Origin of the sequence: Acinetobacter sp. 8I-beige, assembly GCF_902505955.1 — a bacterium.
Taxonomy (GTDB): Bacteria; Pseudomonadota; Gammaproteobacteria; order Pseudomonadales; family Moraxellaceae; genus Acinetobacter; species Acinetobacter johnsonii.
The window spans coordinates 1291581-1307067 of record NZ_LR732792.1 but is presented as its reverse complement, the minus strand read 5'-3'; the positions used below and the strand labels follow the sequence as shown (position 1 = coordinate 1307067).

The 15487-nt window shown below is 40.2% G+C and carries 7 protein-coding genes and 1 rRNA gene; all 8 read left to right on the top strand.

What is annotated here, in order from left to right; translation table 11 throughout:
- Positions 1-3 precede the first annotated feature (3 nt).
- The 8 genes from rrf (at position 4) to GVX98_RS16480 (ending at position 15486) form a co-directional block, all read left to right on the top strand.
- Positions 4-118: ribosomal RNA gene (gene rrf, locus GVX98_RS16515) — 5S ribosomal RNA — on the top strand.
- A 337-nt stretch (positions 119-455) separates the two neighbouring features.
- Positions 456-1814, top strand: coding sequence for an MFS transporter (locus GVX98_RS16510; RefSeq protein WP_004691886.1), 1359 nt, complete (start codon positions 456-458; stop codon positions 1812-1814).
- A 140-nt stretch (positions 1815-1954) separates the two neighbouring features.
- The gene (locus GVX98_RS16505; RefSeq protein WP_159128698.1) at positions 1955-2518 is read left to right on the top strand and encodes a DUF4256 domain-containing protein; all 564 of its coding nucleotides are present in this window, start codon (positions 1955-1957) and stop codon (positions 2516-2518) included.
- A gap of 962 nt (positions 2519-3480) precedes the next feature.
- A complete protein-coding gene (locus tag GVX98_RS16500; protein ID WP_159128697.1) occupies positions 3481-4959 on the top strand; it encodes a sodium-dependent transporter in 1479 nt (492 codons plus the stop codon).
- Positions 4960-4969: 10 nt separating this feature from the next.
- Positions 4970-5113: a methionine/alanine import family NSS transporter small subunit gene (locus GVX98_RS16495; RefSeq protein ID WP_078425158.1), complete on the top strand. Its 144-nt coding sequence runs from the start codon at positions 4970-4972 to the stop codon at positions 5111-5113.
- 990 nt (positions 5114-6103) lie between these two features.
- The gene (locus GVX98_RS16490) at positions 6104-6574 is read left to right on the top strand and encodes a hypothetical protein (protein ID WP_159128696.1); all 471 of its coding nucleotides are present in this window, start codon (positions 6104-6106) and stop codon (positions 6572-6574) included.
- A 37-nt stretch (positions 6575-6611) separates the two neighbouring features.
- The gene (locus GVX98_RS16485; protein ID WP_159128695.1) at positions 6612-9383 is read left to right on the top strand and encodes a DUF11 domain-containing protein; all 2772 of its coding nucleotides are present in this window, start codon (positions 6612-6614) and stop codon (positions 9381-9383) included.
- A 79-nt stretch (positions 9384-9462) separates the two neighbouring features.
- Positions 9463-15486 (top strand): SdrD B-like domain-containing protein, encoded by a 6024-nt coding sequence (locus GVX98_RS16480; RefSeq protein WP_228716304.1) that lies wholly within the window; start codon positions 9463-9465, stop codon positions 15484-15486.
- Position 15487 lies beyond the last annotated feature (1 nt).

Below are 15487 nucleotides of genomic sequence, written 5' to 3'. Positions count from 1 at the left end.
TGTGCTGGCGACAATAGCAAGAGTGAACCACCTGATCCCTTCCCGAACTCAGAAGTGAAACCTCTTAGCGCTGATGGTAGTGTGGAGTTATCCATGTGAGAGTAAGTCATCGCCAGCTCATTAATTCTAAATCCCCCTAACTTAACGGTTAGGGGGATTTTTTTATGCTGAAAATATTAAACAATAAAAAGAATAGAGCGGAAATACACGCTAAATTATAAAAAAAATGCATTTATATAAATTAAAATTATGTGAAATATCTATTATTCATCAAAGAATTCGAAAAACGCGAATCATTTTGTGTGATTTTTATACAACTTTAGTCTAGTTTTTCCAAAAAAAGCCGTTTCAATTGTTTTATTTATAGACAAAAACTGAATTATGATTCATTTTATGTAAAAGTGAATTTAGGTTCACTTTTTATAATAAAGCTCACAATTGGAGGTGAGGGAAAAATGACAGCGACAACAATGAATGTAAATGCTGTAATCGATCAGGCCAAGTTTAAGCCTTTTCATTTAACGGTTGTTTTGTGGTGCTTATTCGTCGTCTTGTTTGACGGCTATGATTTAGCAATTAACGGTGTGGCTTTACCACTTTTAATGAAAGAGTGGGGCATGACGGCTGTTCAAGCGGGAATGCTGGCCAGTACTGCCCTAGCAGGCATGATGTTTGGTGCAATGCTATTTGGGATGCTGGCTGATAAAATTGGCCGTAAAAAAGTCATTATTATCTGTGTTACGTTATTTAGTGGGTTCACTTTTGCGGGTGGCTTTGCTTCAAACCCGACTGAATTTGGTATTTTACGCTTTATCGCGGGTCTTGGAATTGGGGGTGTGTTACCGAACTTGGTCGCTTTAACTTCGGAATATGCGCCGCAGAAGTTTCGTAGCACTTTGGTGACTGCGATGTTTAGTGGCTATGCAATGGGTGGGATTATGGCAGCACTACTAGGTGTTGCATTTACGCCAACATTTGGCTGGAAGATCATGTTTTTCATTGCTGGTATTCCATTACTGTTTATTCCGATTTTATGGAAATTTTTACCTGAATCAGTCACTTTTTTAGTGAAAGACCAGCAAACAGAAAAGGCACGCAGCATTATTCAACGTCTGGTCCCTGAAGAGACTGTAACTTCAGATACTGTTCTAGTGCTGAACGAAGCGAAAGTCCCTGATGCATCTGTCGCTGCCTTGTTTAAAAATGGTCGTGGTATGGGTACAGTTTTATTTTGGTGCTGCTTCTTCATGTGCTTATTGATGGTTTATGCCTTAGGAAGCTGGTTACCAAAACTGATGATGGCTGCGGGTTATTCGATGGGCAGCAGTTTAATGTTCCTCCTTTCTTTGAACATTGGTGCGGTGATCGGCACTGCTGGTGGTGGTGTGCTCGCGGATCGTTTCCACTTGAAACCTGTCATTATTAGCATGTTGACTGTCGGGGCATTTGCATTGGTGGGTTTAGGCTTTAATTCGCCACAACCTGTAATTTATTTATTGGTTGCACTTGCAGGAGCCGCTTCGATCGGTTGTAGTATTTTGCTATATAGTTATGTGGCGCAATATTATCCGCTAGCTGTTCGTTCAACTGGGTTGGGTTGGGCATCTGGCATTGGCCGTGTGGGGGCAATCGTGGGTCCAATTGTCATTGGTGTATTGTTGGGCATGGAATTACCACATAAGTTGAATTTTATTGCTGTGGCGATTCCTGCGGTACTTGCTGCGATAGCGGTTTCTTTTATCCGTTTAAATAGTGCTGAAGAAGCAGTTAAAACTCAGGTGAAAGTTTCAAGTTCAATCAAAGCATCTTCTTAATCAAACCCCAAAAAAATAAAAGGCTCGCATTTTGAGGGCCTTTATTTTTGCAAAATCGGTGTACCGTTGGGTGATATTTGGTCGTGTTTGAAGGAGAGTGCTATGCTAAAGGTAGCATTAAATAAGGCAGTACAATAACAATGATTAAGCAGCAGAAAAAACTCGAACCTGAGCAAACTAAACATTTATTCAATACCTTAGAACAACGGTTTCAACAGCATACTGAACGTCATAGACAAATTAGTTGGGCATTTGTCCGAGAACAACTTTTGCAGTCTCCTGAAAAACTATATGCGTTACAACAAATGGAAATAAGTGGTGGTGAGCCCGATGTCGTGGCTTTACCGAATACACAAGATGTGTATTTTTTTGATTGTTCAATTGAGTCCCCAAAAGGGCGACGGAGCATGTGTTATGACCGAGAGGCACTATTGAGTCGTAAAGACCATCCGCCTGAAAATACAGTGCTCGATTGGGTACAGGCTTATGACTTAAGCTTAATGACGGAACAACAGTATTATCTTTTACAGCAGATCTTTAATTTTGACTTGAAAACATCCAGTTGGGTTGAAACTCCAGCTGAATTACGTCAGCAAGGCGGGGCAATTTTTTGTGATCAGCGCTATGGTCGTACGTTTACCTATCATAATGGCGCTGCTTCGTACTATGCGAGTCGAGGATTTCGGACTTATATTCAGCTTTAACTGTGGAAATATAGATAAAAAGAAACCCCGACATCCTGTCGAGGTTTCTTTGTATTTCAGTGTTTAGATACAACTCCTGTCATATCTCACATCCTGATGCTCAAACTGATTATTGTTGTTTTAAGTTTGGGAAACGTCCTGTTTCCTGATGATTTAAATATACATGGCGGTGGCTGTTGTTCATACAGCATTTTAACTACGCTATTTGTAAGCCTAAGCTGACAAAAGTGAATGGCTTATAATTTTTGCTTAGTGCTTTAGATCAGCATCTTTTAAATAGTCTGATGAATGCTGGATTGATCTAGTGAAACTGATGATGTTCTACGCAATGACTGGCTTTGGTGGTTTCTCTTTTAAATATAGAGCATCACTGGTATCGCGCAGTTTTAAATACGACTGCACTGTAAGTACGGAACAATATTAAAAAGTTGTATGCATGCATGTGATGTTCATCAGAAAGATGATCAATCTTTCCAGATGGAGTGAATATTTGAATAAAAATGTGAAAAGTAATGTTTTGTGCAGGAGATTGATAGCTTTAGCATCCTTTAGATTGATTTTTCAGTAGGCTGAGTATCGATGTAGGATCTTCAAATTTTATGCATGAAAATAGATGCAACAAATCATTCCAAAAAGTTTGTTAATTTATAACTAATTTTGTACAATAAATAAGCTGATTAATTGAACGGTTGAATCAGCACACATTATAAAAATGGAATATTTGAAGCAGAAATTACAGAATATTTTTATAAAAGTGAGTATTGTTGAACCATATAAAAGGGAAGTTTAATCGACACACTTTAACCAAGGTTTTGTGAAAACTCCTCTGTTTGTCATTTAGAACCTTGCACCCAAAAGGTCGAAGCTAAATCAAACACTCAAGATTAATATTAAATGGTTCTTTTTTGTTGCGAGATAACCAAATAAAAAGCAATTAAAAGGGACCTAGGTTTAGGTGTTTTATGTCAGGAACTCGTGAAAACTGGACATCACGATCTGGTTTTATTATTGCAGCTGTAGGTTCGGCTGTAGGTTTAGGTAATATTTGGCGTTTCCCTTATGTTGCTTATGAAAATGGTGGCGGCGCCTTTCTTATTCCTTATTTATTGGCGTTAATTACCGCTGGTTTACCTCTGTTATTTTTAGATTATGCAACGGGACACCGTAGTTCGGGGTCACCACCTAAAGCCTATCGGGCTTTGTTTAAAGGCGGTGAAACACTGGGTTGGTGGCAAGTCTGTGTGTGTATCATCATTGGTTTGTACTATGCCAGCGTACTGACGTGGGCGGGAAGCTATGTTTACTTCTCGATTGGTCAGACTTGGGGCAGTGACCCTGAAAGTTTCTTCTTTAATGCCTACTTACAAACTTCGAAAGCAACAGGTTTCGATTTACAGTTTGTAAGCCATTTATTTTGGCCAATCGTGGGAATTTGGGCACTGACCTTAATTATTCTGTTTGGTGGGGTTAAAAAAGGTGTTGAATTATCGAATAAGATTTTCATGCCTTTATTGTTCGTTTTATTTACCATTTTAGTGGTGCAATCACTTCGTTTGCCAGGTGCCGCAGAAGGCTTAAACGCATTCTTTACACCGAACTGGTCTGCGATGATGGACTATAAAGTGTGGTTGGCGGCGTATGGTCATACCTTCTTCTCGCTTTCTGTGGGTTTCGGGATCATGGTGACTTATGCATCTTACTTAAAGCCAAAGACCAATTTGACAGGCTCAGGTTTAATCGTTGGTTTTGCCAATGCTTCAACTGAAATCTTGGCGGGTATTGGTATTTTTGCTGCATTGGGCTTTATGGCGCATGCCGCAGGCAAAGAAGTTCAAGATGTGGTGAGTGGTGGTATCGGTTTGGCATTTATTGCTTTCCCGAAAATCATTTCAAGTCTTGGTGCAGGTGCTGATTTATTCGGTCTATTGTTCTTCTCATCATTATTTGTTGCCGGTATTTCTTCCATGGTTAGTATCTTGGAAGTGCCGATTGCAGCAATGCAGGATAAGTTAAAATGGAGCCGTAAAAAAGCAGTTACCATTATCGGTGGTGGTAGTGCGCTGGTTTCAGTGATCTTATTCTCAAGTGTGAATGCGATTAAACTGGTGGATATCGTGGATCACTTTATCAATAACATTGGCATTGTGGGTGGCGCGCTTGTTTCTATTCTTTGTATTACTTGGTTTAAGCGTTCAGCATTGATTGAGTTGCGTGATCACGTAAACCGTATTTCCACGATTCAACTCGGTAAGGGTTGGGCATTTACCTTGACCGTAATTACTTCACTCGTGTTATTAACAACGTTGAGCATGACGTTATTTAATTTGGTGAAAAATGGTTACGATACCTATAGCATGAGTCTGCAAGGGCTATTTGGTTGGGGCAGTGTGATTTTCTGTGCTGTCGTCGCAATCGTACTCAGCAAAGTTAAAGATCGCTAGGAGAAAAAAAATGAATACTTCAGCAATCATAATGATGGTGATTTCAATGTTGTTTGTTTGGGGTGGACTCGTATTGTCTATTCTCCACTTGATGAAAAATCCAGAAGAGCTCGATGATGTTCTTGAAGATGTGAAAGACCAGCATACGTTGTAATACTGGATGAAAAAGGCAATTCATTGATTTCATTTGTAATCAGTGAATGATAAAAAAACCGAGTGAATGTCACTCGGTTTTTTTTATGGACTTTTAACAGGTTGAAGTAAGAATGAGACAGCTTCAACCAAGAAGGCTTATCACGCTTTTTTAGAAGAAGTATGAATGGTTAAGAGCACCTTATTGTTTATGGTCACTACATGATCATTACGATACTGAGTATTATTCAGCATAAAACTTAATCGATCTTAACTTATTTCGATATTCAAACAACATTATTTAGACCCAAGAGTCATATTTTCTTGAAGATTGCTTAAATGTATCGTTTTTGGGCTTCGAACTGCCCAAATTTAGCAAGTAAATAAAGTATTTATACGTACTTTAGTTTGGAAGCCTAATTATAATTTTTTTTATATCATATGTTTATACTGATAATTGTTCTGTCGAAGAAATGGATTTTTCAGTTCGATGGTTGTCGTGATCTTACTCAATCAGTTCAAAACTGATGATTTTAGGCTGAACCACTGGCAACTAAAATGTGATTTGTATCACTTTAATTATCTTTTCATCGACTGCATTAGCAGATTAAAAAGGATTCTATTTTTAGCTTTTATGGATATATATTTGAGCATGTTCAAAGCATTTTTTAATGCAGATTGTATCTAGTTAAATATTTGAATTTTATCGTTTTAATAATTTTTTCTTGTTCATTATTTAATTCTTCTAATAGATTTCTCGCTTTGTATATTTGTAGGCCATCACCTATGAGTCGTCTTACCTTGCGCTCAATATTTTGCTTATTTTATATTCATATTACGCTATTTTTACCACAATGTTGATTTTATGTAAAAAAGCTGTAAATTTGAGTAACTGTAAACTAAACAACAAAAATTAAAAAATAGTGTGACATATGTCACCAAAATTGGTATTTTAATTCCTGTTTGTTGTCTTTATGTACAGCATTTGATACTCAGTGTAATTGAGGTAGTGATGAAAAATAAAAATTTTGGTGGGCTTACAACACTTGTATTGGCGATGGGCATGTCGTCCATGGTCTATGCAAATGAAAACCCTTTATCTGCACAGATGAAAGTTTTTCAAGTTAATGTTGATAAAAACACTCAGAAAGAGCTGAAAACCACCGATCAGGTTAAACCGAATCAGGTGCTTGAGTATCAGGTGACGTATAGCAATCAATCCAACAGTAGCTTGAAAGCCTTGAAGTTGAATTTGCCACTTCCTGCTTATGTTAGCTACACCGGAAAAAATACGCCGAAAAATACCTATGCTTCTACAGACGGTGTCCATTTTGCAAAAGCCCCATTAACCCGTATTGAAAACGGGAAAAAAGTGAATGTGCCTTTGAGTGAATACCGCGCCTTGCAGTGGCAGGTCGATGAATTAAAACCTAAACAAAAAATCACCGTTGCAGCACAAGTACGTGTAAACGCGGCTGAATAATTTTCGCTTCAAATCAATCGCTTTTATGGATTCTTTTATGAAACATAACTTTCAATTAAGTAAAATTGCTGCATCACTTGCAGTGATGGGTGGGGTGGTGTTTGTGAGTAGCCAAGCAATGGCTGCAACACCTGTTGCTGGAACCAATATTAGTAACGTTGCGACTGCATCGTATACAGATAATACTGGGACAACACGTACTGTTACCTCAAATGAAGTTAAAACTGTTGTTGCACAAGTGGGTAGTTTTACCTTGGTTCAAGATCGTTCAGTAACGACTGTGCCGAATGGTCAAGCCACCATGTCGCATATTTTGACCAATACAGGTAATGGTACCGATACATTTACCATTTCACTTGCAGATTTGGATAACCATGCTTCTGGCTCGAATACTTTTGACTTCGCCTCAGATAAGTTCGCTGTTTATATCGACAAGAATAAAGATGGCGTACCTGATGACGCAGTGAATTTAAATGTGCCAGGCAAAACGATTGAATTACAAGCCGGTGAAGATGTTGGCTTAGTCGTGGTAGCAACTACTCCATCGACTGCAACGACTGGTCAGTTTGATAAACTTGAATTGACTGCAACCGCCTCTGCAGCAAAAGCAAGTTTATATACGACAAGTTCAATCAGTAACACAGATACAGTCACCATCACCAGTGGAGCTGTGGTCACGATTACGAAAGCTGCAAGTATTAGTACTGCAAAAGCAGGTGAAGAAATTGAATACACCTTAACTTTTAAAAATACTGGTAATGCAGCAGCAACCAATGTTGCGATTTTTGACGTTTTGCCAGCCAATGTGACTTATAAGCCAAATTCAGCAAAATATAGTGGTAGCTCAACAGACTTAACTGATACGTCTACAGATACTGATAACTATCAATATGATACGACGAATAAACGGTTCTTATTTAATATTGCAAGTTTAGCTGCCAATACCACGGGTACATTGAAGTTTAAAGTTACGGTTCAATCTTCAGCATTGAATAGCGTGAATAACACGGCATATGTCGATCCAGATGGTAAAAATGGGACACCATATACCATAACTGACTTACCAACGACACCGCCAACAACCACACCAACAGGAACTACGCCTTCGAATGAATCGAAAGTACCTGTGGTTGGAACCTATAAGGGCGCATTGAACGATACGGCTGCAAGTGCTTTTACCGATACTGAAACAGCTGCTGGTAGTGGTGATGATAAAATCCAATTAGCGGGTTCAAAGGTTGGTATTCCTGTGGTGTTTGGTCAAAGCACAACAGATGGCGATAAAGTTGTAGTACACAATAGCGGTGATCGTGTTGACAGCTACAACCTAACGGTGAATCGTGCAGCATTAGCTGTATTTGCGGGTACGGTTGCTTTGCCGACGGGAACCATTGTTGAAATTTTAAAAGCAGATGGGGCGACACCCGTTACCGATACTAATGGTGATGGTATTGTGGACTCTGGACCAATCCAACCTGGTGAAAAAGTACAATTTGTTGTACGTGTGACTTTACCAAGTTCATCTGCTCATACTTCTGGGTATTCATTTACTTTAGAAAGCACCTCAATCACGAATCAAGTGAAAGACACTTTAAAGTTATCTACTGGTCCTGTTATTGGAAACTCAGTGGATTTGGTGAATAAACCAGATGCAACTACAGAAAATGGTACTGGTGCGGGAACAACGGCACCCGTTGAAAGTAAAACCACACCACCAGCGGTTCCTGTAACTTTTGATGCAACCATTAAAAACACAGGTAATGTTGCTGATAATTACACGATTACTGTACCGAATGTGCCTGCTGGTTGGACAGTAGAAATCTTTGAAAAAGATGGTAGTGGTAACTGTACAACCACTAAAGTGACAAACTCTGGAAACATCGCAGCTGGTGCGGCAAAAAGTTTCTGTGTAACGGTGACACCACCAGCAGGAACCCCAGCCGGTGACACTAAAAATATTCAAGTGAATATTGTCTCACCTTCAACAACTACGTCAGATAACATTACTTATGCGGTTACAGTTGCAGAGAAGCGTGGGCTCAGCTTTACGCCTGATCGTCAAGGTCAAGTTGCACCAGGCGGTACGGTTGAATACGTGCATGTTTTAACAAACTCTGGCAACGTAACAGAGGGTGTGAACGGGTATCTTATTGATGTGAATTGGTCATCTACACTGTCAGGTGCAAATACCTCTGTTTATGTGGACTTGAATAACAATGGTAAAGCTGATACCAATGAATTAATTACAGGGGATACGGAAGTTGCTCGTAGTGCTTCTTTAGCAACACTTTTAGCAAATACAACAACTGCTGGAACTACAAATACCGTTGCTGGTTTATCTCAGAATGAGTCGATTAACATTATTGTTAAAGTAGAAGCTCCTGCGATTGCAACAGCTGGTGTGACGGATACGACAGTCGTAACCTTTAAGCCGACAGGGACAAACAAGCCAGCGAATGTTTCTGTAACCGATTTGACCACGATTAACTTAGGTCAGGTACGTTTAACAAAAATGCAGGCCTTATCAGAAAACTGTTCAGCACCAACTACTTACTCTAGTACGAATATTGCAGCTAAGCCAGGTCAATGTGTGTATTACCGTGTGACAGCGAGTAATGATGGCAATGTGAACGCAACCAATGTGGTGATTTCGGATATGGTTCCAAGTTACACCACATATCAGCCGAACTCTGCGAAACCTACTACTGCGGCACCAGCAACGGGCAGCAAGGAAGTGAAATATACGGTAGGTACGCTTACACCATCAGCATCAGCAACATTGGAGTTTGGCGTAAAAGTCGACCAATAATTTAAATAAACCGCTTCCTTTAGTTTCTTTTTAAAAAGGGAAGCGGTTTTTTTGCTGTATTTTTTGTGGGTTTGGGGTTATGTCAGTAAAAAAAACGACATCATTTAAAATGGATGCACTATCATATTCGGCGTTGGCTTCTGCTTTGTTGTGTGTACAGCAAAGCTATGCCGCAATGCCGATGGCTGGTGAAACCATTCAAAACATTGCTTATGCATCATATGCCATCAGTGATGAAAATGGTGGACAACTCCTGCTAAAAACCCAATCCAATCCTGTCAACGTCACTGTAAGTGAGTTTTATGGCTTACAATTACATGCGGATACTTTAAAACAGGTCGAAGCTGGGTCAAAGGTGATTTGGTTAAACTCACTTGCGAACCTGAGTAATACAGAAGCTTGGATTGATTTTACAACGCTTCCGAATGCTGATTTATCTAATATCAAAGTGTATTTAGATGCCAATGATGATGGTGTTTTTGATGTTTCAGAAATCCTCATCACCAATGGCCTACTGTTACAGCCTAATCAAAATGTCCACTTATGGATTGTGGCGGATACGTCGACACAAACAGCCGATCAGGCATTTGTTGATTTGCCATTAACGGCACATATGCGTGAGCAACCTGAGGTTCAGGATGTCGCGAAGAATCCTGCACAGGTCATTCAGCCTAAATTAAAAATAGAAAAATCAGTTGATCAAACCATTTTACAAAGTAATCAGCAGGCTCAGACCATTCAGTACACTTTAAATGTATCGAATGCTGCGCTTTTACCTGTATTACCAACACAAGTAAAAGTTGATGGTCAAACTGAATCTTTGGTGATTGTTGAAGATCCTCTTCCAGCCAATACGGTTTTTGAAAGCGTAGATGTCCTTGAAAAAAACCAAAACGCTCAACTTTTATATCGTTTAGCAGAAGGTGAATATACGCGTGGTTTACCTGCCGATAAAACTAAGGTGGGTTATGCAGTTGTCGGGTTTACCGATAGTTTTAAGTCACAACAAAAAAGTACGATACGTTTAACAGTTAAAACCAACCCTAACTTAAGCTATACCACACTTTTAAATGAAGCTTATGTTTTACATGGTTTGTCGAATATTACCCATAAGAAAACACTTTCAAATCAAGTGAAAACCCAAATTTTGGGGCAGTCCATCATTGAAAGTACCACTTCGGATTTTTCGCACAGCCTTTACACGGGCAAAGTGAATGAGCCGCTTTATATTAAAACCAATGCCGCGATTTGTAATGCCAACCGTTTCATAAGTGATCAAGTTCGCGTGCAAATTAGCTCACGATTAACGGGTGATGTGGTTTATATCAATGCCGTTGAAAGTGGTGAAAATACAGGTATTTTTCAGTTTGATTTGGCAACGGAAGAAAGTACAAATAAAAACTTAGCTGATCAAATTTTACAAACCGTAAAACGTGATCAAGCGCAGATCCGTTTAACGGACTGCCTAGATGCGAATGGAGCATCAACTTTAAAGTTGGATAATGTTGAAACTCAGGTTTCAATAGATCCTTATGGGATCGTTTTTGATGCAAAAACAGGAAAGCCTGTTGCAGGTGCAACAGTTACGCTGGTCAATGAATTTGGAAGGCCTGTAGCAGAAAATGAAGCGTTTGAAATTGATCGTAATACAGGTGAATTAAAACCATTTCCAACGCAACAAGTAACCTCTGCATCGGGTGAATTTGTTTCACCATTGGTAAAGGGCGGCAGTTATAAACTTTTAGTCGATACGTCGACTATTTCAGGACAACAATATACTTTTGCCAGCGACCAAGTTATTTATCCGATTGATTCCTTTAATGGCAAGGATGTCCACGCAGAATGGTCGTACGGGGGGACTTTCACCCTGACAGAAAATAGTCCTGCACTCAGTATCGATATTCCAATTGATCCCTTACTTTCAAAAACAGGGCTGATGGTTCAAAAGACTGCGCGAGACTCTTCGGTTGAATTGGGCGATTTTACCAATTATAGCATTACGGTGACGAATCAAGGCGATGTCGTTGCTGCAGACGTACAGCTACAAGATACTTTGCCTCGTGGGTTTAGCTATGTCGCCAATACAATGCGTGTTAATGGTCAACCTGTGGCCGATCCTAAAGGTGGAAAAGGACCTTATCTGAGCTTAGGTTTGGGTGACTTAGCAGTGAATAAAAGCACGAAAATTGAGTACCGTGTTCAAATTGGGCCGAATGCTTTAAATGGTGACGGCATCAATCGTGCGAAAGCGATGGATGCTTATGGTCTAAGTTCAAATGAAGCGCAAGCAAAAGTCAAAGTCAAGACGGGTGTTTTTAGCTCTGATGCATTTGTAGTGGGGAAGGTCTATACCGACTGTAACCGCAACGGCATGCAAGATCAGGGTGAGTTAGGGGTTCCAGGTATTCGCCTCTTTATGGAAGATGGCAGTTATATCATTACGGATCGAGAAGGTAAGTACGATTTTTATGGTGTATCACCGAAGACTCACGTTTTAAAATTAGACCGTACGACCTTACCTGCTGGTGCTGAAGTGATTATTCAGTCTAATCGAAACGCGGGAGATCCATCGAGCCGTTTTGTTGATGTAAAACGTGGCGAATTACATCGTGCGGATTTTGCAATTGCCAATGATGCAGAGCAATGTTCTGCACCATTACTTGATGCAGTCAAACAGCGTCAAGAAAAGGTGAATCAAGGTAATTTCAACCTTGAAAAGGCCATTAATAAACAGTTATCAATAGATGCCCCAACTTTTATTGAAAAAAGTACACGTTCAGATCAGACAACGGGCTGTTTGGTTACAGAGGGTGAACAAGACTGCTTACTCGGTAAAAATGGATCTGTGACTAAGCCTAAATCACAAGACTTGAGTTTAGAACCAATTCAACCGATGGGAGTGGTGAGTTTAGAAGAATATTTACGCCGTGCGGATAACAATGCTTTGCGTATTTTAAACTTGAACGAAGGGCAATTGCTGAAGTTCAATCAAACCACCATTCAGTTACAAGGCACTGCGGGTGCAACACAACGTCTGTCAGTGAATGGAAAAATCATTGATGACAAACATATTGGTAAGCGTGCGATATTGGCGGAGCAGCAAAAGCAAGGTTTGGAATATGTCGGTGTACCTTTAGAAACAGGTTCCAATACCCTTTTAGTTGAACAGTTGGATCTGATGGGAAATGTCCGTGAAGCTCAAACTTTACAGGTCATTGTACCGGGGCAAGCACATCATTTCGAGTTACAACAACCAGTTGCGTCAGCTGTAGCGAATGGTCAAGATATCTTAAGTATTGCGGTAAAGATCAAAGATGAACAGGGTGTTTCTGTTCTGACCCGAACTCCGATCACTATTGCAAGTGATATAGGTGTGATTGATTTAGCGGATGCCAACCCAAATGAAGCGGGGCTGCAAACGTTTATTGAAAATGGTGAGTTGATTATCCCAATACTCGCGCCAAATATGCCAGGACGTGGCACTTTAATGGTCAGTAGCGGTTTAATTCAACAAGAAATTGATATTCAATTTACGGCAGATTTACGTCCACTGATTGCAGTAGGTTTAATTGAAGGCAGCATCAATTTTAATCATTTTGACCGTGAAAAATTGCATAGTGTGACGAGCAATGACGGCTTTGAAGATGAACTGAAAGAAATTGCAGATTTGGGAGATGACACCACTGTTAATGGGCGTGCTGCTGTTTATTTAAAAGGTAAAGTCAAAGGGGATTATTTACTGACGCTTGCTTATGATTCAGACAAGAGTTCAAAGCAGCGTTTATTTCGTGATATTCAGCCAGATGAATACTATCCAGTTTATGGTGATGCTGCAGCCAAAGGCTTTGATGCTCAGTCGACCAGTAAGTTGTATGTTCGTTTAGACAAAGGCCGCTCTTATGCTATGTATGGTGACTATGTCACGCGTACTGAACGAGATGAAGGTCTTTCTTTAGGCCAATATAACCGTTCATTGACAGGTGTCAAATTAGGGCATGAAGGGGACAAATTCCAAGTGTCCGCTTTTGGTGCTCAAACCAAATCACGCCAAGTGGTGACAGAAAACCGTGCTATGGGGATTACAGGGCCCTATAGTTTAGGTGCGATTTCAAATGATCTGATTTTAGAAAATAGTGAAAAAGTTGAAGTCTTGACGCGAGACCGTAACAATCCAGGTCTGATTATCAATCGACAAGTGTTAACACGTTTTGTGGATTATGAAATTGATACCTATAGTAATAGTATCTATTTAAAAGAAGCAGTGGCGAGTGTCGATAGTGACTTAAATCCGAACTATATTCGTATTACGGTGGAAGCTGATGAAATTGGTGAAGAGTATGAAGTTGCAGGCTTAAGCTTCAGTTATGTATTTCCAAGCCATTTAAAAATAGGCGGCTCTTTTGTGCGGAGCAATGATCCTCTGCAAAAAGAACAGATTTCAAGTGTGAATGCGGTGTTGAAGGTCGGGGAATATGGCAAGCTGATTGCTGAAGTGGCGCAATCAGAAAATACCAGTTCTGCTGATGATCAAGTGACACAAATAGGACAAACCGATTCTTTGGCTGAACAGCAGGGCAATGCAGCACGAATTGAATTTGAATATTCAAAGGGAACCAATAATTTACGTGCCTATCATCAGCAAGCTGACCGTGGTTTTCAAAATGATGCGGCAACCATCAGTGCTGGTCGCATGGAAAGTGGAATTAAGGCGACATCACAGGTTGTGCACATCGGTTTAGCACGGCTTGAGGCGATTCGCACGGAAGATCAGGTGAACCAAGGCGTGCGCACAGGATTATCTGCGAGTTTAGAACGCAATTTCTTTAAATTGCTTGCTGTGGAATTGGGTGTTCGTCTTTATGATGAAAGCCAAGCTGGTGCAACACTTGCCACTGATCATACTGATGCCTATAACGGCACTACTGGTCGTATTAAATTTACAGGGCAATTGCCTTGGAAAGGGGCAAGTGTATTTACCGAGTATGAGCAAGACTTATCTGATGCGGACAAGAAAGTCCTGACGTTGGGTGGTCGTGTCCAAGTTGCTGCAAATACAGAACTCTATGCACATCATGAATTGATTTCTTCGATAGATGGTCTTTACTCGATGAATAGTACTGAAGAAACCAATAGTACTGTGGTGGGTATCAGCAGTAACTATATGAAAGATGGTTCAGTCTTTAGTGAATATCGTGTTGCTGATGGCATGAGTAATCGTGAGGCTGAAGCTACGATTGGTTTAAAAAACCGTTGGGAAGTACAACCAAAAGTTTATTTGAGTGGTAGCTTTGAGAAAATTAAGAGCTTATCTGCCGATACGGAGAATAATAGCGATTCTACTGCTGCAAGTCTGGGGATTGAATATTTAGCCAATGAAAACTGGAAAGCAACGACACGTTTAGAAGGACGTCGTTCAGATGATTCGGATACCTTGATCAATACTATAGGTTATGCACGTAAGCTCTCGAATGATGTGACTTTTTTGACTAAAAACACCCTGAACTTTATTGATAACAAAGGTGTAGATCAGGGCGACCATTTACGTAACCGTTTCCAATTGGGGTTGGCATGGCGTGATTTTGATCAAAATAAATTAGATGTTTTATCAAAAGTTGAATATTTCTATGAAAATAACGAAACAGATTTAGAAGCAGCTTTTCAACGCGAAGCGTATGTCACATCAACCCATGTCAATTATCACCCTGAGCGCCAGCTCACATGGTCTGGGCAGTATGCGGCAAAATGGTCAGTATTTGATGAAGATCGTGTTAAAAGTGATGCATTAACCCAGTTACTAAGTGGTCGCATGATTTACGACCTCAATGAACGCTGGGATATGAGTCTACAAACTGGGGCATTGTGGGCGAATCAAGGTGCGGGTACCCGTTATTTAGCAGGTGTTGAGGTTGGGTATTTATTGGCAACGAATCTTTGGGTATCTGCTGGCTATAATTTTATGGGCTATCAAGACGCCGAGCTTGCCAATACCAGCTCAACAGGTGAAGGTGCATATTTACGCTTTAGATTTAAATTTGATGAAGACCTGTTTGGCCGCCGTAATGGCATGATGAACCCTGCTCTAGAACCTCAAGGAGGGCGATAAG